Source organism: Fredinandcohnia onubensis, assembly GCF_002734215.1.
In the GTDB taxonomy this organism is placed as follows: Bacteria; Bacillota; Bacilli; order Bacillales; family Bacillaceae_L; genus Ferdinandcohnia; species Ferdinandcohnia onubensis.
Window position 1 is genome coordinate 33,383 of sequence record NZ_NSEB01000016.1, and the last position, 19,736, is coordinate 53,118.

A 19,736-nucleotide genomic window follows, 5' to 3' on the forward strand; every position below is an offset into this window, starting at 1 on the left:
GCCTATCGTGTATGTAGGCTCTTCGATGTAATAAATTTTTATTTTATGATGCTCCCGCTTCTTCAAACTCAACCTCTACTTCACCTAAACGGTGATACTCAGCTAGTACAGCATCTTGAATCTTTCCACGAGTACTTGAGTTAATTGGATGAGCGATATCGCGAAACTCGCCATCTGGAGTACGTTTGCTCGGCATTGCAACAAATAAACCATTGTTGCCATCGATTACACGAATGTCATGAACAACAAATTCATGGTCTAACGTAATTGATGCAATCGCTCTCATTCTACCTTCAGTATTAACGCGGCGTAATCTAACGTCTGTCACTTCCATTCTGTTCACCACCTTCTTGACTATATAAAAACTTAGTTATTCATATTCAACGAAAAATCGGAATCTCCTGCTAAATATTAAATATTTTTTTAAAAAGATTCATACTTTTTTGTGAATGAACAGAATGTTAGTGAGAAACGCTATTATTTCACGAGTGCGATTACCTCAATTTCTACCAAAACATCTTTAGGGAGTCTTGCAACTTCAACAGTAGAGCGGGCTGGTTTATGCCCAGCAAAGAATTCCCCATAAATTTCATTTAGTTCAGCAAAGTCATCCATATTTTTAATAAATACAGTAGCTTTAACAACTGTATCTAGGGATGCGCCCGCTTCAGCTAAAACTGCTTGTAGATTCTTAAAAACCTGTACCGTTTGTTCTTTTATTCCTCCACTTACTAGCTCACCAGCTGGCGTTAGTGGAATTTGCCCTGAACTAAAAAACATATTGTTTACAATAATTCCTTGTGAATATGGTCCAATTGCAGCTGGTGCTTGATCCGTTTGTACCTGCCTCATTCTTCTTCCCCCATTTCATCTTCAATTTCTACTTGTCGTAGGTATGATTCATAATTTCCAACAGCAACTTTAATTTGTTTTTCTTTCACATCAACTTCTGTAAGTTTTACTAAGGATATGTACTCATCCACTAGTCTTTCTTCGACACCTTCAGATTCAACTAGGACACCGATTCCTTTAACGTTTGCATTGAACTCTTCCAGGATACTAACCATTCCTTTCACAGTTCCACCAGCTTTCATAAAGTCATCGATAATTAGGACATTTGCTCCTTCCTTCAAACTCCGCTTAGCCAATACCATTGTCTGTATCCGCTTTGTAGATCCGGATACATAATTAATACTCACAGTAGAGCCTTCAGTCACGCGATTATCATGTCTTACAATTACAACAGGAACGTCGAGATATGAGGCAACTGCGTATGCCAATGGAATTCCCTTTGTTGCAACAGTCATAACAATATCAATCTCATGATTTGAATATATAGAAGCAAAGATTTTCCCGATTTTATTAACAATTCTCGGGTCTCCAAGTATATCAGTAAGGTACAAATACCCACCTGGAAGAAGCCTATCTGGATTTGCTATCACCTTACAAAGTTCCTCAACAACCTCACTTGCTTCTTCTTCCCCGACCATTGGAATAAATTTCACCCCTCCAGCAGCTCCTGCCACTGTTATCAATGTTCCAATTCCTTGCTGCTCAAACGTTTGCTTGATAATGGCTAGATCCTCACTAATTGAGGATTTAGCAGAATCATATTTTTCAGCAAAGTAAGAAAGAGAAACAAGGTGCTGTGGATGTAAAAGCAAGTGATTTGTCATATCAACAAGTCTACTACTCCGTCTAAATTTCATGGACGCCTCCAAAAACCGAATATTTTATAGATAATATACCATTAATATACGTCTTTATTCAACCTTATTTCGCTCACCAAGCAATCTAACTGCATAAACCTGGTCACAAAAGCCACGCAATCCATTATAAATCCGCTGCATTCTAGATTCTCTTTGAACAAGCCCAAAAACAGTAGGTCCACTTCCACTCATTAAAACTGCATCCGCACCAAACCGTTTCATTTGATCCTTTATGTTTGCTACTTCTGGATGGAGCTTTAGAGTTACATCTTCTAATACATTACCGACACGATCGCAAATCCCGCCAAAGTCCTTCATCTCAATTGCTCGAATCATCCCATCCACATCTGGATGATTGATTTGATCAATTGAAAGGTTCCGATAAACATCTGCTGTTGAGACCCCTATTGTTGGTTTTGCTAAAATGACCCAACAATGTGGAGGTGCAGGTAATTCTGTTATAATTTCACCTCTGCCAGTTGCAAGGGCTGTCCCACCATAGACACAAAAGGACACATCTGAGCCAATTTCAGCACCAATCGATGCTAGTTCATCTAAACTAAGTCCAAGGTTCCAAAATTTATTTAGTCCCCTTAACGTTGCGGCTGCATCACTGCTTCCACCAGCGAGCCCTGCAGCTACTGGAATGGATTTTGTAATCGAAATGACGACGCCCTTTTTTACACCGAATCGCTTTTTCAGTAGGCTTGCAGCCTGATAAGCGAGGTTACGGCTGTCATCCGGTACAAAACGATTATGGGAAACGACCTTAATTTCATCCCCCTCATAATTGGATAATTCAAGCCTGTCCGATAGATCGATGGTAGTCATGATCATCCGCACCTCATGATAACCATCCTGCCGCTTATGCAATACATCGAGCGCTAAATTGATCTTTGCCGGGGCCTTAACTAATAATTTCATGAAAACACCTGCTTTAAACGTAAAATTCAATATTGACATTGTACCATAAAGTAAACATCGTAAAACAGTGATGTCATGCTGTCTGCGCTGTTTTTTATGTAAATCGTTCATAATGACCTTATTCTTATATAAAGAAAGCCGAAGCGAGTCTGCTCCGGCGTCGTAGTTCGAGAAACTGTTTTACTGGTTTTTTCCCTTTTTAGCAAGCTGTTGTTGCCCAATTTCAATTGCACGTTTTACCATATTTCCGGCATCACGTGAACGAATTGCACCCCAACCTTCACTTTTTACAGTGTCATAAAAACCAAGTTCTTTTGCTAACTCTTCTTTAAAGGTTTCCGACATAATTCCTCTACGTCTTCCCAATAACTACAACCCCTTTCTACCTACGACAACCTTAGTATTAGAAAAACAAGGGTTAATTATAGTAACAATTTATCCTATTAATTCTTTTTTAAACAAAAAACGCGGTACTTTATGAAAAAGTACCACGTTTTCAGACAAAATAAAAAGCAGCAAACACAATGTCTACTGCCCACTTATAGCAATGTTCCCAGATGTCTCATCAAAGAATGTTAATTGAACGGTTTCTGTAAGGATATCAGCATAGCTGTATGATACTCGCTCAAACGAGTTCTCGTCCTGGTCTAGTTCAATTACAAATACAGAGGGGTACGTTTCAGCGAGCACTCCCGAGCGCTCGATTGTCTTTCTACGACCACCGTTCGCCTTTAAAGTAAGCCTCTTGCCTAAATTTGTATCTAAAGACCTTTTGATATCAAGCAAAGTTTTTCCCATTTCACTCCACCTCACTATTCTAAGTATACCAAATAAATCTTAAAACGTCAAACAAAACTAAAATTATAACAATGATACAAAATACTTGTCAATATATATTTTCCTACATTTTTCTTAGTGCACAACCGATAGTATGTTCAAAAGTGCAGCTAATATGTATAAAAATCAAGATTTCTTTCATCGACATATTTTTCAATTGTTGTTATATGTAATAAAATACCAAAGGGAATCTCTAGCGTAACACGTTAGAGATCCCCTTCTTCATCCACTAGTTTTTGATAAGGCATACCCGTTCGTAATACACCCTTAGTCTCAATCCCTCCAAGGCCCTTTTCTCCTGTTAATGTATTTCGCAGAACATCCCATACATTAATTCTTTCATCAAAAGGAGTAAAGCAAATTTTTGCAACGATATATACAGGGTCTAGAGCATGTATATTGACTCTTGAAGGTGAACTTGCATAATTTGCACCCGCTCTTATCAAAGACTCGAAGTGGGACTGGCAGGCACCCGCAAAAATAACGAGTTGATCTAAATGCGGAACTCTTTTTCTTGCCTGTCGAACTGTTTGAGCAAAATGACGTGAATGCCGATATGCCTTTAGTTCAGTAACCTTCCCCTTTGACTTTGAATATGCATCATGCCCAGTTATCACAAGTATGTCAGGTCTATATTTATCAAGTAGTTCATCAATCCTGTCTGGCATTTCCTTTTCATGACAGTGGACTCCATATACAGGAACACCTATTTTTTCATATAAAGCCAGGCACTTTTTTAAGTAATTGGGGTCACCATCAATATGGAGAACTCTTCCTGGGATTTGAAAAAACTCTGTATCATTTGAATACCCACCTGTCGCATGGTATTCATTTTTTTGCCTAATTAACTGATAATCTTGTCGAAAGAGGCGGTAGGAATGATCCACTTTTTCTCGATCTGTCCGTTGTCTCTTCTGTCTTTCGTTCTCATCGACTAGAACTAAATCATCATATGGGGCATCCGCGATCAACCTTACATCTTCACCAAATAAATAAACAGTTTGATCATGTGTAATTTCTGTTACTTTAAACAACAAGTCAAACTGATATGATTTCCTTGCAACAATATCACCAACTTTTATTTCCATCCTCACCCACTCCAACTTCGAGGTAATTTGCGCTTATGAGATACCTACTTGTTAGCCTATGCAGTAGAGCCAAAAGTGGTGAGAGGAAAGAAAGTTGGAGAACCAACAATATAAAAAAAGACCTACTATTTAGTAGGTCCTTTGTCTAATATCTTATACAATTCATTACTCAAGTGCCCGAATTCTTCGATTGATAATGTTTCTCCGCGACGTTTTGGATCGATATTTGAAGTAGCTAAACAACCTTCTATTACTTCTTTTAAAGCTTTGCCATTCGGAAGATTTGACGTTAAGTTATTTAAAATCGTCTTTCTTCTTTGCCCAAATGAAGCACGAACAACATCAAAAAAGAAGGATTCATTTTCAACCTTTACCGGAGGTTCCTTCCTCTTGATTAAACGAATCACGGCAGAGTCTACATTTGGTTGTGGAACAAATACGGTTCTTGGCACCGTCATGACAGTTTCAGCGGTGGTATAGTACTGGATGGCTATTGATAATGAGTTATAATCCTTTGTACCGGGTACAGCTGAAATCCGATCTGCTACTTCTTTTTGCAGCATTACAACAATGCCTCTTAATGGGATGTTTTCTGTTAAAAGTTTCATAATGATAGGCGTCGTTACATAATAAGGGAGGTTGGCAACTACCATAATATCGCTAGTTCCCTGCATTTTTTCATGAATGACAGACTGTACATCTGCTTTTAATACATCCTCATGAATAATCTCAACATTTGGATATGGAGATAACGTATCTGCTAAAATCGGCAAAAGTCGACCATCTATTTCAAATGCGACTACTTTTTTTGCTCGCTTAGCAAGCTGTTCGGTTAATGCCCCAATTCCTGGTCCAATTTCAATTGCACCTGTTTCCTCTGTAATTTCGGCGTGGTCAACTATGCGGTGGAGAATATTTGTATCAATTAAAAAGTTTTGTCCTAAGCTTTTCTTAAATGAAAACCCGTGCTTTTCTAATATTGCTCTTGTTCTTATAGGTGTGGCGATATCTTTAATCACTTTGCCTTTCCCCCTGTAGTACTTTTTCGACAGCCTCATCAAATGCCTCTTTTGTAATTTGGAACATTTGCAGACGTTTATACAGCTGTTTTCCGTTAGTATAACCAATTTTCAAAAGGACGCCTAGCTTTTCTCTTCGTTCTTTCGCCTTGCTTCCTCCAATCAATCCTACCTCCACCAGAGCGTCTAAGTCGATATCCGAGTAAAAGTCTTCCCGCTCTTGTTTAACCTCTGCTAAGGCCTTTCTAATCGCCTCTGGGGTAGCATGCTCAACTCCTACCTTTTTACCTGACTTCGCAAGTGCTTCTTTCTTTGGCAAAAAAGCATGCTTACATCCAGGAACAGCATTCGCCACAATTTTACGGATTCTCTCCCCCGGGTAGTCTGGATCTGTAAACACGATGACTCCTCTTACTTGTTGAGCGTGTTTAATTGTTTCTAAAACTGCTTGATTAACGGCTGAACCGTTTGTCTCAATTGTATCGGCATCAACCGCTCTTTTGATTGCTACGGTATCATCTTTGCCTTCGACAACAATTATTTCTTTTATTTTCATTTTTAGTGAAACCTTTCTCGATTTATTTCGTCTAACATTATAGATACAAATATTACATAATTATAACAAAAAAGACATAGACATAAAAAAACAGAGGAATATTCCTCTGTTCATTGCAAGTTAATTTAAGATTTGAATTTTCACCTTTCGTTGGCCCCAACGAAAAGCTTGGGATTTCTCCGAGAAAAAGACATCAATCTTATAACCTTTAATATCAGTTCCCTTGTCACCAGCTACTGCATAGCCATATCCTTCTACATACACTTTTGTACCTAAAGGAATGACACTAGGGTCAACCGCAATAACCTTAACATTTGGATTTGCACGAAGGTTAATTCCTGTCGCAGTTGTTCCTGAGCACCCACTACAATACGCAGTATATGCTGTAGATGAAACATAGAATTCTTTTGCAACATTACCTGTACCACGGGAAACCTGTTGAACAATTTCACGTGTACCGACTGCTACAACTTTATCCTTACTATCTTGTAAGGTTTCTGTTTTAATCAGATCTCTTGAAACTTCTTTTCCATTTTCAAGAACGACTTCGTAGTGCTTTGCAAGCTTACCATCTTGACCAGGATTTACTACCTTTTGCTTGCCCTTATCAATGCTGTTGTCTTTTTTCTTAACAACTGCAAAGGAAACTGATTCTTCCACTACATCGGTGACTTTTTCTACTCGTACAACATTGACGACACTATTTGCTGTAATCTGTGCTTCCATTCCTGGTTCTACTCGATCCAATTCATTTAGTGTAACATTTTGACCTTTTAAAAAGTCAGCGACAGTAGTCGAAGTGGACCAAACTTGTGATTCGGTACCGCCGTCATTTAAAGTGAGTTGAAATGCCTTTTCAACTTCAACTTTCATATCTTCTTTTAACTTTGTATCTAAACTTGGATTGACTTTATCGTGTTCTGTAATTTCTACCTTAGTGTCTTTGAAAAGATCTCCCACGGTTTTGACTGTTGTCCAGACCTTTTGTGGTTGGTTATCAACTACAAGCTCAACCGGAATAGCCTCTTGCCACGTCACTTTCAAATTGTCCTTGATTGCCGTATCCATTGATGGTGAAAGCTCGTCATGTTTCGAGACATCTATCTCTAAATCTTGTAGAACTTCTGCAACCGTGTTTGCGTGCGTCCTTATAACTTGCTCATTTCCATTTAATGATAGTGTAACTGTATCCTTTGTAGTTTCATATGTAGCATAACCCGTGCCGGCACCTACTAAGACTATAAAACTACTTATCGAGACTATTAATCTCTTTTTGTGCTTTGACTCGGAAAACAGTTTTTTCATGTTTTTAAGCAAATGAAAAACGCCTCCTTCTCTCAGTGGATTATATAAAGGATCTTTTATTCTGTCAACCCCACCCCTTTTTTCATTCACCGTACTAAATATTATGCAAGAGGAATTTTTAAAAAGGAAGAATTAGTTGTCGACAAAGATATATATGAGACAAAGGAGACATGTAGAACTTTTTCTAATTAACTTATTGTTGGACAAGCTACCCTATTTTTTGACAAAATTTGCTATCATTTTATGCCGAAAAATCGCTTCGCATTGTCGGATGTTTTTTGGGCAATTTCCTCAAAAGTGACCCCTTTTAGCTCCGCAATTTGCTCTGCTACATATTTCACATAGCTTGGTTCATTCCGTTTTCCTCGAAATGGATGTGGTGTTAAATAAGGACAATCCGTTTCAATTAATAGACGATCTAATGGAATTTCAGCCGCTACCTCTTTTGGTTTTTTTGCATTTTTAAAGGTAACGGGTCCACCAAACGAAATATAAAAGTTCATATCCATACATTGTTTCGCGACTTCAACACTTCCAGTAAAGCAGTGCATAATGCCGCCGACCTCACTTGCCTTCTCTTCTTCTAAGATTTCAATAATGTCGGCAGTTGCTTCTCGATTATGAATTATAATAGGTAGCTTTACCTTCTTTGCTAGTGCAATTTGCTTACGAAAAACTTCTTTTTGAATGTCTTTTGGCGACTTGTCCCAATAATAATCAAGGCCCATTTCACCTAATGCTACGACCTTTGGATGGGAACAAAGCTCCTCAATCCATTTGAGGTCCTCATCTGTCATATCAATTGCATCCACTGGGTGCCACCCCACCGTAGCGTAAATAAACTCATATGTATCCGCTAATTCAATTGCTCTTGTAATCGTTTCACGGTCAAACCCAACGACTACAATTATTTCAACACCTTCACTTTGTGCTCTTTCAATTACTTCTTCTAAATCTTCTTGATACTGTATCGCATTTAAATGAGCATGTGTATCAATTAACATAGTTAAAACTCCTTTTTCCGTATGTAAAAGGGACAGAAATTTTCTGTCCCCTTTTGTTATTTTACTTTAGCTCCATTTGGTAGGCTTTGATCAATCGTCGCGACTGATAACTCCCCATCAACAGACCCCGCTAAAATCATACCTTGTGATAATTCTCCACGTAATTTTACAGGTTTAAGGTTTGTTACACAAATTACCTTCTTACCTACTAATTCCTCAGGAGTATAATATTGTGCAATACCAGAAACAACCTGACGTTTTTCAAAACCTAAGTCTAATTGAAGTTTTAAAAGCTTATCGGCTTTTTTGACAGGTTCTACTTGAAGCACCTCTGCAACACGAAGCTCTACCTTCATAAAATCATCAATCGTAATTTCTTCGGCTTGTTCCACTTCTTTTACAGGCTCTTCTTTTTTCGTGCCACCCTGCATTTTTGCTTTTATATATTCTACTTCGTCGGCAATTTCTAATCGTGGGAAAATAGGCTCACCTTTTGAAACCTGAAGCCCTTCTTGTTTAATTCCAAACTCAGATATGCTTTCCCATGTTTTTAACTCTTCGTTTTTCATTCCAAGTTGTGCAAAAATCTCACCTGGAGTTTTGATTAAAAACGGCTCAAGCATGATTGCTGCAAAACGAAGGGATTCTGCAAGGTGACTCATAATTGAACCAAGTTCATCCTTTTTCGCTTCATCCTTTGCAACAACCCAAGGCTGAGTTTCATCAATATACTTATTTGTACGACTAATAAACTGCCATAGAGCTGTAAGCGCAACAGAAAACTCCATTTTTTCCATTGCTTCTTCATATTTAGAAACAGTGTCCACGGCAAAATTCGCTAACTGCGTATCATATTCTGATTGATTACCTTGATAGGTTGGAATTGTACCATCAAAATACCGTCCGATCATTGCAACAGTACGGTTTAGTAAGTTTCCTAAGTCATTTGCCAAGTCAAAATTGATTCTTTCAACAAAGCCTTCAGGTGTAAATACACCATCTGCACCAAAAGGAACCTCACGTAGCAAATAATAACGAAGTGAGTCAAGTCCATAACGGTCAATTAATGTAACCGGGTCCACAACATTTCCTTTTGATTTTGACATTTTTCCATCCTTCATTAATAACCAACCATGGGCAAATACCTTTTTCGGTAGTGGAAGGTCTAATGCCATTAGCATAATTGGCCAGTAGATCGTATGGAAACGAACAATTTCTTTTCCTACTAAATGAACATCAGCAGGCCAATATTTTTGATATTTAGTATCATCATCAGTACCATAACCTAATGCCGTGATATAGTTTGATAAAGCATCGATCCACACATAAATGACGTGCTTTGGATCTCCTGGTACTTTAATACCCCAATCAAACGTTGTTCTTGATACAGCCAAATCCTCAAGACCAGGCTTAATAAAGTTATTAATCATTTCATTTTTACGGGATTCAGGTTGGATAAACTCCGGATTCTCTTCATAATACTGAAGCAAGCGATCTACATATTTGCTCATTTTGAAGAAATAGGATTCTTCCTTTACCTTTTCAACTGGACGTCCGCAGTCAGGGCAATTTCCATCCGCTAATTGTCTTTCTGTAAAGAAAGATTCACAAGGTGTACAATACCAGCCTTCGTATTTATCAAGGTAGATATCGCCTTGTTTAACAAGTTGGTCAAAAATCTTTTCGACAACTTTTTTATGACGATCTTCCGTAGTACGAATAAAATCATCATAAGAAATCTCAAGCTTTTGCCATAATTCTTGGATACCTGACACAATATCATCAACATACGCTTGTGGGGTAACACCTTTTTCAGCTGCAGAACGTTGAATTTTTTGACCGTGCTCGTCGGTTCCTGTTAAAAACATTACATCATATCCACGTAGTCTTTTATATCTAGCCATAGCATCTGCTGCTACAGTTGTATATGCGTGTCCTATATGTAATTTTCCACTTGGATAATAAATGGGTGTAGTTAAATAAAATGTTTTATTTTCTTGTGCCATCATTAAACCTCCTCTTATCAAGTACACGTGTAGACATACTATTCATCTATTCCTATTATATCTACAAAATATACCTAAAGCACGAGAAAAGCGCAAGCGCCTGTAGCCCCTGCTCCTTGGAGAGAAAAAAAATCCCAAATTCCCGTAATTACATAGATATGTAAGCAAATTAAAAAGGAAACTATTCGACAAAAACGAAATAGAACCTTTTGTTCGACAAAAACAGCATAAATTTTGTAGAATTTTGTCGAATTGAATTACCATTTTTCCCTTTATTATAGTACAGCATTTTTTCATAAAACAGTAGATTAAGTAGGTTGGGGTTTTTATAAAAGCCTGATGTTATAGGACACATGTACCATTATTATACATATTTTAAAAGAATTGTAGTTAAAAGTGATTGACGTTAAATGGAAATCTTGATATTATTATCTAGAAATCAATTTGTCGAAAATTGACGATATAGAGAGATAAATAATAAAATATTGAGAGGAGAAAAAAGAAATGAAATCTACAGGTATTGTTCGTAAAGTTGATGAATTAGGTCGTGTGGTTATTCCTATCGAGCTTCGTCGTACATTAGACATCGCTGAAAAAGATGCGCTAGAAATTTATGTTGACGACGACAGAATTATTTTAAAGAAATACAAGCCAAATATGACTTGTCAAGTAACTGGTGAAATTTCAGATGATAATTTCACACTTGCTAATGGCAAGATTGTTCTTAGCCGTGAAGGTGCAGAACAAATCCTTAAAGAGCTTCAAAATAATCTAACAGCTGTAAAATAATAAATGAAAAACGAAAAGCTTCTCGGTTTGAGAAGCTTTTTTCTATTCTATAAACCATGGTATTCTTGGTAAATTTCTCTCTTTTGCTGATTTCGGTCTTTTGCAACCTGTTTAATTGCTTCTTTCGTTGTCATGGACTCAGTCTCAACATAATGATTGACATGATGTTCAATCGATAGCTCTTCCCACCATGCCTCCAAAGCATCTTCTTCACCTTGCTGCGCTCCTTCTACAACAAGACAAAATTCACCGCGAACGGTATCCTCGTCTGACCAAGTAAGAATTTCATCTAAATCACCACGAATAAACTCCTCAAATTTCTTGGTTAATTCACGAGAAACTGTTATTTTACGATTTCCAAGTATCTCTCTCATAATCTTTAGTGTTTCTTTTAAACGATGTGGAGCTTCATAAAAAAGCAGTGTCGCTTGGATATGTACTAAACTCTCCAATTGTTTTCGTTTCGTCTTCTTATTACGGTCTAAAAATCCATAAAAATAAAAGGGTTGTGTACCAAGTCCCGAGGCTATTAATGATGTTAATGCCGCATTTGCACCTGGTAGAGGAACGACATACATCTTCTCCTGAACGGCTTCTACAACTAGCTCATAGCCCGGATCTGAAATTGTCGGCATCCCAGCATCACTTACAATTGCCACATCTTTACCCTCACGCAGGAGCGAAAGAATTTTTTCGCCACTCACCTTTTTATTATGTTCATGATAACTTATAACCGGTGTTTCAATTTCAAAGTGATTGCAAAGTTTCCTTGTTTGCCTTGTATCCTCAGCCGCAATAACTGCTGATTCTTTCAACGTTTTAATTGCTCGAAAGGTCATATCCTCCAAGTTCCCAATCGGGGTCGGAACGAGATATAACGTTCCATATTCATAATTTAGTTGAAAGCTTTTTTGCTGCCACATATCGCTCCCCACTTTCCATAGCAAGCAACCGTTCTTTCTCAGGCCGCTTCAGTCGTTTAAATCTATATTCTGCACGCATTGCTTCTTCCTTTGTTTCAAATTCCTGTGAAAATAATAGGGTAATGGGACCCCTTCCTCTTGTATATTTGGCCCCTTTACCTTCGTTGTGCTTTTTCAAACGTTCCTCAACATCAGTTGTATAACCTGCATAGAAGCTTCCATCCTTGCACTCTACGACATAGAAATAATGATTATTCTTCCCCATAGAGAATCTTCCTTATCTCTTTTGTATACTCATTCTGCTCATCGTATACATATAGAGGGGGTAAAATTTTCAGGTCTGGATTTCCGAACTTAATCCCTTCAACCAAGATTGTATTTGCTTCTTTTCCAGGTCTCGGATAAACAAATTGCAAGCGTTTTGGCTCTATTCGATATTGTCTCATTAAGGTGAGGATATCCATTAATCGGCCTGGTCGATGGACGAATGCAACCTTTCCTCCTTGCTTGACCAATTGGCTACTAACACGAACGACATCCTCTAATGTGCAATAAATTTCATGGCGAGCAATCTTAAGGTATTCATTTTGATTCATTTCATCCGCCTTTGGTGTTGGAAAATATGGCGGGTTGCAGGTTACCACATCAAACTTATCTCTACCTAGCTGATCAGGCATGTCCTTAATATCACCGTGAATGACCGAAAGTTGGGTAGAAAGCCCATTGTATTCAATACTCCGTTTGGCCATGTCATAAATGCGCTCTTGAATTTCAACACCTGTAATTTCTGCTTTTGACCGTCTACTTAGTAGCAGTGGAATAACTCCATTGCCTGTACATAAATCAATGATTTTTCCTTTTTGAATTGGAACATAAACAAATCGCGCCAGAAGTACCGTATCCAATGAAAAAGCAAATACAGAAGGGCTTTGGATGATTCTCAAGTTTTCCGCTAATAAATGATCTAATCTCTCATCATCGTATAATTGAACCATTGCATTCTGTTTCCTTCCCTATGATTATCTATCTATTATTATAAACGTATTGTTTGAAAATGAAAAAGCCCTCTCCTATTTAGGAAAGGACCTACTTCTTATTTAAAAAGGAGAGACAAAATAAACAGTCACCCTCAGTACGGACACTTCCATAATGAACATTGCAAATATGGAAACCTTCCTGATAAAGTCTTGCTAAGTTATCATATCCCTCACCGATATCAACCTGCTTTGCTTCTTGTAAAGCCTTGTCAGCTTTTTCTTCTTTTTTCTTTGAAATGGATTGATCAAGTCGACGACGTAAAAGGTCATTCTCCATTTTCAAATTATGATTCTCTTCAAGTAATTGCCCAAGATGTTCTTTCAATTCTCCTAGTTGAGTATACAGATTGCCAATTTGCTTCTCCATACTACTAACAGATTCAAAAATATCTTTTTTGTCCACGCATTCCACCTCGTTATTCTGTGGCTTGAATCGAAATCGCTCCTTCTTTCTGTAGTTCCTCCCACGTATATTCAACAACACGTTCACGACCTACTATTTCTAGCTGTAATACTCGTTCTAAAATATTGAGCCCGACAACCTTTGCTTTACCACTAGTTGTTTCAATCATTTCGCCAAGGTCTGGAAGCTGTTCTTTTGCACTTTCATACTCATCGTTCTCGTATTTTAGACAGCACATTAATCGGCCGCATAAACCTGATATTTTAGTAGGGTTCAGTGACAGGTTCTGATCTTTCGCCATTTTAATTGAAACAGGCTCAAAATCCCCTAAGAAGGTCGAGCAACAAAGCATTCTTCCACATGGACCAATTCCACCAAGCATCTTGGCTTCATCACGTACCCCTATTTGCCTTAATTCGATTCTTGTACGGAAGATTGCCGCTAAATCTTTCACTAACTCTCGGAAGTCAACTCGTCCATCTGCTGTAAAATAAAAGATCACTTTATTTCTATCAAACGTATATTCAACATCAACAAGCTTCATATCAAGGCTGTGTTCAACTACCTTTCCTTGACACACATTATACGCCTCTGTAGCAGCTTGTTTATTTTCCTCTACAATTAATTTATCCTTAGAATCCGCAATACGGATGACCTTTTTTAACGGAAGTACGATGTCATTTTCATCGACTTGTTTTTTATTTATGACAACCTTGCCAAACTCAATTCCTCTGACCGTTTCTACAATGACGTATTCACCGTCAGGAATTGTAAAACCGTTTGGGTCAAAGTAATATATTTTTCCCGCTTTTTTAAAGCGTACACCAACTACATCATACAAGCTTATATCCCTCCTGTAACTTTATTACCAATTGTTCCATTAATAAATGTGGGTTCATGTTGGTGTATAGACGACGCTTCGCCTCTAAAACCGTTGCTATCTGATCACTTACACGTCTAGTAGACGTCTTGAGTGCATATTGTTTAAAGCTAGTAATCTGGTCATGAAAGATAAGCTTCTCTTCATCACCCAACTGTATATATAATAAATCTTTATAAATAAGCAATAATATATCTAAACCAAAGCTAAGCTGCTCTTTCTCTTTAAAATGAGGTAACCATTGGTCCTGCAAAAAAAAGAAAGCGTGAGTTGGCCTTGTATTGATCACTTCATATAATTGTAACACTATTGAACGGGACTGTCCAAACCAAGCATCCGTGCTTAACTCACGTGCCTCTTCCAAATTATTTGTTGTATGAGCAACAAGGGAAGCCATAGTAGGAGAGATCCCTTCATCAATGAGTTGCTCAGAAATTACCCTTGGAGCAAGTGGCCGAAATGATAAAATTTGGCATCTAGACAGAATCGTATTTAAAATCCGATGGATCTGCTCGGTTAGCAAGATGGCCACTGTTTGGCTTGTTGGCTCTTCAAGGAATTTCAGCAAACTATTTGCAGCATTTGTTGTCATTTTATCAGCATGGTTAATTACATAAACTTTACGATTTGATTCCACACCCGTTTTTGAAAACTCTTCTTGTAACGCTTGAATTTGCCATTTTTTAATCGATAGACCATCTGGCTCGATGACATGTACATCAGGATGGTTGCCCGATGTAATTCTGCGGCAATTCGTACATTCATTACAAGGTTTGTACTCAACAGGATGCTGACAGAAAAGACTTTTTGCCAAAAGAAAGCCGACTTCCTTTTTACCTGTACCTCGGCTTCCCTCAAATAAATAAGCATGGGCCACTCTGTTCTTCTTGAGACTATTTTCAACCATCTTTAAGACCAGTGGCTGATATTCCTGAAGTTGTTCCCATGTTTTTTCCACCATACATCACTCTTTCAATCACGTATACAAATTGATTAATAATCCTTTAATAAATCCAACTTTTCCAAGAATATCGATTGACCCTCTTTCCTGGTCAACCATTTGTTCAGTTAGATCCAATAGTTCCTTGTCGATTTCCTCAACAAGTTTATGCGTTCTCCCTTGTCCATTAAAATTCCAACTATGGGACTGCTTTATATCCATTCCGTATTCAACGGCCTCATGGATAAAACGCTTTACAAGAGATTTATAGGAAGCCAAATCCTGAAAGGTTTGAGAGCGAGAGAGTCGTTCTCCCGCCATGTCAATTTGAGAAAGCAGCTTCGTCAATTGCTCCATTTGAAGTTTATTTTCTTCCTGATGGACAAGTTTACTAAAGTTCACATTTCCCGAAACCTTATTGGATTGGTTAGGTTGATTCTTATCTATGTTTACGCGAAAATCCTGGTTTATTTTCATGAACTACTAGTCACCTACTTATCAAATGCGCCTTGGCGTATTTGCGCCCGATTTTTAGGCCCACAGGAAGTGGGTCATAAAGACGTTGCCACAGGAGGTGGCGTTATTAGTCTTTAATCTTACTGCTCGAAAAACTTCCATTGAAAAATCGTGGCATCCGCCGGAGGCTTTAACTTTATTAAGTGGGAGTCTGTACTCTCACTTAATAAAGTTAAAATTGGTGAAAATCATCAATCGGCAACACAAACACTGTAGCTCCACCCACTTCAACCTTCACAGGGAATGGAACAAAGGAATCTGCATTTCCACCCATTGGTGAAACAGGGGCAATCATTTGCTCCCGATGTTTGCAATTATCCTTAATAATTTCTAATAATTTATTTACACGGATGTCCTCCGTTCCCACAAGGAACGTAGTATTACCTGATTTTAGAAAACCACCTGTTGTAGCAAGCTTTGTTGCTCGGAAATTATGTTCGACTAATGCTTGTGACAAACGGTTGCTGTCTTTGTCCTGCACAACTGCAACGACTAGCTTCATCGTTTTGCCTCCCTTTATTTTATCACTTTTACTTGTTCCTTCATATTACGAAATTTGGTAACTATTTGTGCGAATATCTATACTGTCTTTATTCTATAACAAGTATAGCCAGAACGAAAATAAAAACCTCAAAAATCATCAGACTTTTGAGGCAATTCATAGGATTTACTTGTTATTCAAATGCGTTTCAATAATTTCAAATGCTTCCTTTGCCACAACATCAAGCGAATTCTCAGCATTAATGGTATAGAAGCGTTCCTTAAAACGATCTGCAACCTTTACATAACCATCATAAACCTTTTGATGGAAGGAAAGATTCTCGAGGTCAAGTCGATTAACTTCTCTTTCATCATTCTTTCCAATTCTTGTTAACCCTTTTTCAGGCTTAATATCAAAGAAAAGAGTTAACGACGGCATTAACCCATTAATAGCAAATTCATTAATAGATAAAACTTCATCGATTCCAAGTCCGCGTGCATACCCTTGATAAGCTAGTGAACTATCAACAAAGCGATCACACAAAACAATTTTTCCTTGTTCTAATGCAGGTATGACTTTCTCCACTAAATGTTGACGACGCGAAGCCGCATATAAAAGTGCCTCTGTACGCCCATCCATTTGTGTATTATTTTTATCTAGAATAACGGAACGGATTTGCTCTGCTATATCAATTCCACCCGGTTCTCTGGTGGAAATGACATCATACCCTTTTCGAGTAAACTCCTCCTGGAGGATTCCTAATACAGTTGTTTTACCTGCACCCTCAGGCCCTTCAAACGTAATAAAATAACCAGCCACTTCGATTCAAGCCCCTTACATCTCTAATATCTTTATATATTTTTCTTTCATATCTCCACCTTGGAAATGTGAACCAGCCTCAATATAGGTATTTAGAATTTCAATGTGTCGATGAGTGACACGTTCGCCTTCCATAAGGACAGGTATTCCAGGGGGATACGGTATAATCATTTCTCCGGAAATGTTTCCAAGTGCATCTTGAAAGGAAACAACCTTTTTATTGTACCCTTTAATTTCATTATAGCAAAGGGCAAGGGAAGAAATTATCTCCGTTTCATGATGCACATCAATAATAGTCTTTTTAATTGGTGTATACTTTTGTACAGCATTTCTTACTTTTAAGAAAGCCCCATCGGCATCAAATGCCTCTGATAAAGGCAACACAAGCAAGACATTGTTAGGATCAGCCATTTCCGTAAAGAGTCCTTCTGTTTCAAAGGCACTTTGGAGTTGAAATCCATTAAGCTCACATTGAGATTGCACCGTTAGCTTTAACAAATCTGTTTCGACATCTGGATTGGCTGAAGTGACGACTTTTATTTGCGGAATCTCCTCTAGCCTTTGGCTGAACTCTTTGATTTGTTTAATGTTCTTATTCGAGCCATTCTCTTTTTGTAATGCAAGATAATGCCTCGCAAGATCCAGCGATGCCATAATTGGATAAGATGGGCTGCTAGACTGTAATAGTTGAAGATACGTTTCTACCTCTCCATGATTAATAATCTCACTATTCACGTGAAGGAAAGATCCCATTGTCATTGCCGGAAGAGTCTTGTGTGCCGAATGCACCACGATGTCAGCCCCTAAAGATATTGCCGATGAAGGAAACCCGTTCAACATAAAATGAGCACCATGTGCTTCATCAATCAAAACTACCGCCCCTTTTTCATGGGCAAAACAAATAATCTGGGATAGTTCAGTTTGATTCACCATTCCATAATAGTTAGGACTAGTTAATATAACAGCTTTTATATTTGGAAACATCCTAAATGCCTCTTTTACTGTATTAAAGGAAATAAACGAGGCAACTTGAACTTCATCATCATATGTAGGATGAGCAAAAACAGGCCGAACTCCTGCCAACTTTAAGCCATTCAAAATGGACTTATGTGAATTTCTCTGAACTAAAACGGCATCCTTAGGTGAACACGCTGCAAGTATCATCGCTAAATTTCCTACGGTAGAACCATTCACTAAAAAATAGCTTTTCTCCACTCCATATAAATCAGCTAATAATGCTTCACTTTCTAAAATGGCACCTTCCGGATGATGTAGGTCATCAAGCCCTGTTAGTTCAGTTGCATCAATTTCTAACACTTTATGAAAATAGGAATACCCCTTATTCGAGAATACTTGTCCATATTTATGCCCCGGAACATGCATCGATTGAGGCTTCCTTCTCGCATGGCGATCTAGGGCATCAAACAATGGCGTTTGTTGTTGATTCATAATTATAGAGACCTTTCTTATGTAATTTACTTATTATAAAACAAAAAAGGGACCTATACCAGTAGGTCCTAAGCAAGAACTTGGGATTGCACCTAACGCAAAAGCCAATTCCAAGTTTTATTGTCATAAAATGTGCCTGGCAAATTGTGATCGCCTGTTTTACAAGCTTGCAAGACACATTAAAACTATGAATATATCTCAGGTGTCGAAACCTTTTTAAGCTGGTCTAAGTAAAATTGGTACTTTGGATCATTTGTTTCCGTATGAATCATATCTTGCTCACAATCCAAACAAATGAATCTTGTATAAAGGTGTATGCCTCTCTTTTTCTCTTGCTCACATATAATACACGTTTCCCCATAATGCTTCCTATTTGCGAGTGAACTCACTGCCTCCACCTCCATACTTCCTATTTTGTCCGGATCCACTAAAATGTATACACAATTATAAAAATAACGAACAGTTATAATTTAACTTATTTAGTAATCTATGAAGAAAAGGAGCTAGTTTGTGTATGTCTTAGTTTAAAAAGTTTGAATGCATCTTTAAAGGAGTAATCCACGGAACTTCGTTACTAATTAATCTGTTCAGAACTTAAAATGGGCACGTATCAGTCCTTTACGTTCCCATTTCCTCCAACTCAATCTCCAAAAGGGTATGATTAACTGCTTTGCGGTATAACAATTATTGTTTCTCAATATGGCGATATACCGTTTAGGCCGTTTGCGGTATAGCACTTATTGTTTCTCGATATGGGGATATACCGATTAGGCTGTTTGCAGTATAGCACTTATCGTTTTGCGATATGGCAATTTACCGTTTAGGCTGTTTCCGGTATAGCATTTATTGTTTTGTGATATGGCAATATATCGTTTAGGCCGTTTACAGTATACCACTTATCGTTTTGCGATATGGCAATATACCGTTTAGTCCGTTTCCGGTATAGCATTTATTGTTTTTCAATATGACGATATACTGTTTAGGCCGTTTGCAGTATAGCATTTATTGTTTTTCAATATGGCAATATACCATTAGGCCGTTTATGATAGGC

The 19,736-nt window shown here is 37.9% G+C and carries 24 protein-coding genes; 1 reads left to right on the forward strand and 23 read right to left on the reverse strand.

Features of this window, described 5'->3' with window-relative positions:
- Nucleotides 1–43: 43 nt before the first annotated feature.
- The 12 genes from spoVG to metG form a co-directional block, all read right to left on the reverse strand.
- Nucleotides 44–334 (reverse strand): septation regulator SpoVG, encoded by a 291-nt coding sequence (spoVG, locus tag CKK03_RS19235; protein ID WP_010285377.1) that lies wholly within the window; start codon nucleotides 332–334, stop codon nucleotides 44–46.
- Between the two features lie 143 nt (nucleotides 335–477).
- Nucleotides 478–852: a RidA family protein gene (locus tag CKK03_RS19240; protein ID WP_099353521.1), complete on the reverse strand. Its 375-nt coding sequence runs from the start codon at nucleotides 850–852 to the stop codon at nucleotides 478–480.
- Entirely contained in the window at nucleotides 849–1,709 is an 861-nt protein-coding gene (gene purR / locus CKK03_RS19245; protein ID WP_099353522.1) for a pur operon repressor, read from the reverse strand. Before purR ends, CKK03_RS19240 begins: the two co-directional genes overlap by 4 nt.
- Nucleotides 1,710–1,763: 54 nt before the next feature.
- A complete protein-coding gene (gene ispE / locus CKK03_RS19250; protein WP_099364144.1) occupies nucleotides 1,764–2,633 on the reverse strand; it encodes a 4-(cytidine 5'-diphospho)-2-C-methyl-D-erythritol kinase in 870 nt (289 codons plus the stop codon).
- Between the two features lie 180 nt (nucleotides 2,634–2,813).
- Nucleotides 2,814–2,999: a small, acid-soluble spore protein, alpha/beta type gene (locus CKK03_RS19255; protein WP_099364145.1), complete on the reverse strand. Its 186-nt coding sequence runs from the start codon at nucleotides 2,997–2,999 to the stop codon at nucleotides 2,814–2,816.
- 162 nt (nucleotides 3,000–3,161) lie between these two features.
- Entirely contained in the window at nucleotides 3,162–3,431 is a 270-nt protein-coding gene (gene veg / locus CKK03_RS19260) for a biofilm formation stimulator Veg (RefSeq protein ID WP_077620147.1), read from the reverse strand.
- A gap of 245 nt (nucleotides 3,432–3,676) precedes the next feature.
- On the reverse strand, nucleotides 3,677–4,558 hold the full coding sequence (gene yabG, locus CKK03_RS19265) for a sporulation peptidase YabG (RefSeq protein WP_099364146.1): 882 nt from the start codon (nucleotides 4,556–4,558) through the stop codon (nucleotides 3,677–3,679).
- A gap of 125 nt (nucleotides 4,559–4,683) precedes the next feature.
- Nucleotides 4,684–5,577 (reverse strand): 16S rRNA (adenine(1518)-N(6)/adenine(1519)-N(6))-dimethyltransferase RsmA, encoded by an 894-nt coding sequence (gene rsmA / locus CKK03_RS19270; RefSeq protein WP_099364147.1) that lies wholly within the window; start codon nucleotides 5,575–5,577, stop codon nucleotides 4,684–4,686.
- Nucleotides 5,570–6,133 (reverse strand): ribonuclease M5, encoded by a 564-nt coding sequence (gene rnmV, locus CKK03_RS19275; RefSeq protein WP_099364148.1) that lies wholly within the window; start codon nucleotides 6,131–6,133, stop codon nucleotides 5,570–5,572. The genes rsmA and rnmV overlap by 8 nt, the downstream gene beginning before the upstream one ends.
- A gap of 120 nt (nucleotides 6,134–6,253) precedes the next feature.
- Complete coding sequence (locus tag CKK03_RS19280) at nucleotides 6,254–7,450, reverse strand: resuscitation-promoting factor (protein ID WP_099364149.1); 1,197 nt, start codon at nucleotides 7,448–7,450, stop codon at nucleotides 6,254–6,256.
- 224 nt (nucleotides 7,451–7,674) lie between these two features.
- Nucleotides 7,675–8,442, reverse strand: coding sequence for a TatD family hydrolase (locus tag CKK03_RS19285; RefSeq protein ID WP_099364150.1), 768 nt, complete (start codon nucleotides 8,440–8,442; stop codon nucleotides 7,675–7,677).
- A 56-nt stretch (nucleotides 8,443–8,498) separates the two neighbouring features.
- The gene (gene metG / locus CKK03_RS19290; protein WP_099364151.1) at nucleotides 8,499–10,448 is read right to left on the reverse strand and encodes a methionine--tRNA ligase; all 1,950 of its coding nucleotides are present in this window, start codon (nucleotides 10,446–10,448) and stop codon (nucleotides 8,499–8,501) included.
- A 504-nt stretch (nucleotides 10,449–10,952) separates the two neighbouring features.
- Between metG and abrB the strand changes: the two genes are divergently transcribed.
- Nucleotides 10,953–11,237 carry a transition state genes transcriptional regulator AbrB gene (abrB, locus tag CKK03_RS19295; RefSeq protein ID WP_099364152.1) on the forward strand — a complete coding sequence of 95 codons (285 nt, stop codon included), beginning with the start codon at nucleotides 10,953–10,955 and terminating at the stop codon, nucleotides 11,235–11,237.
- 47 nt (nucleotides 11,238–11,284) lie between these two features.
- Here abrB and rsmI read toward each other — a convergent pair whose 3' ends face one another.
- From rsmI to CKK03_RS19350, 11 genes are all read right to left on the reverse strand, one after another.
- Nucleotides 11,285–12,160, reverse strand: coding sequence for a 16S rRNA (cytidine(1402)-2'-O)-methyltransferase (gene rsmI / locus CKK03_RS19300; protein ID WP_099364153.1), 876 nt, complete (start codon nucleotides 12,158–12,160; stop codon nucleotides 11,285–11,287).
- The gene (locus CKK03_RS19305) at nucleotides 12,126–12,425 is read right to left on the reverse strand and encodes a GIY-YIG nuclease family protein (RefSeq protein WP_099364154.1); all 300 of its coding nucleotides are present in this window, start codon (nucleotides 12,423–12,425) and stop codon (nucleotides 12,126–12,128) included. Before CKK03_RS19305 ends, rsmI begins: the two co-directional genes overlap by 35 nt.
- Nucleotides 12,412–13,155, reverse strand: coding sequence for a tRNA1(Val) (adenine(37)-N6)-methyltransferase (locus CKK03_RS19310; RefSeq protein ID WP_099364155.1), 744 nt, complete (start codon nucleotides 13,153–13,155; stop codon nucleotides 12,412–12,414). The genes CKK03_RS19305 and CKK03_RS19310 overlap by 14 nt, the downstream gene beginning before the upstream one ends.
- Nucleotides 13,156–13,246: 91 nt before the next feature.
- Nucleotides 13,247–13,600 carry a DNA replication initiation control protein YabA gene (gene yabA / locus CKK03_RS19315; RefSeq protein WP_099353535.1) on the reverse strand — a complete coding sequence of 118 codons (354 nt, stop codon included), beginning with the start codon at nucleotides 13,598–13,600 and terminating at the stop codon, nucleotides 13,247–13,249.
- A gap of 13 nt (nucleotides 13,601–13,613) precedes the next feature.
- Nucleotides 13,614–14,441, reverse strand: coding sequence for a competence/sporulation regulator complex protein RicT (gene ricT, locus CKK03_RS19320; RefSeq protein WP_099364156.1), 828 nt, complete (start codon nucleotides 14,439–14,441; stop codon nucleotides 13,614–13,616).
- Entirely contained in the window at nucleotides 14,434–15,438 is a 1,005-nt protein-coding gene (gene holB / locus CKK03_RS19325) for a DNA polymerase III subunit delta' (protein ID WP_099364162.1), read from the reverse strand. The genes ricT and holB overlap by 8 nt, the downstream gene beginning before the upstream one ends.
- An 18-nt stretch (nucleotides 15,439–15,456) precedes the next feature.
- Nucleotides 15,457–15,897 carry a YaaR family protein gene (locus tag CKK03_RS19330; protein WP_099364157.1) on the reverse strand — a complete coding sequence of 147 codons (441 nt, stop codon included), beginning with the start codon at nucleotides 15,895–15,897 and terminating at the stop codon, nucleotides 15,457–15,459.
- A 211-nt stretch (nucleotides 15,898–16,108) separates the two neighbouring features.
- Nucleotides 16,109–16,438, reverse strand: coding sequence for a cyclic di-AMP receptor DarA (gene darA / locus CKK03_RS19335; RefSeq protein WP_099364158.1), 330 nt, complete (start codon nucleotides 16,436–16,438; stop codon nucleotides 16,109–16,111).
- Between the two features lie 165 nt (nucleotides 16,439–16,603).
- A complete protein-coding gene (tmk, locus tag CKK03_RS19340) occupies nucleotides 16,604–17,236 on the reverse strand; it encodes a dTMP kinase (protein WP_099364159.1) in 633 nt (210 codons plus the stop codon).
- Between the two features lie 15 nt (nucleotides 17,237–17,251).
- Entirely contained in the window at nucleotides 17,252–18,685 is a 1,434-nt protein-coding gene (locus CKK03_RS19345; protein WP_142354039.1) for an aminotransferase class I/II-fold pyridoxal phosphate-dependent enzyme, read from the reverse strand.
- A gap of 185 nt (nucleotides 18,686–18,870) precedes the next feature.
- Nucleotides 18,871–19,089 carry a sigma factor G inhibitor Gin gene (locus tag CKK03_RS19350; protein WP_180271316.1) on the reverse strand — a complete coding sequence of 73 codons (219 nt, stop codon included), beginning with the start codon at nucleotides 19,087–19,089 and terminating at the stop codon, nucleotides 18,871–18,873.
- Nucleotides 19,090–19,736: the final 647 nt, after the last annotated feature.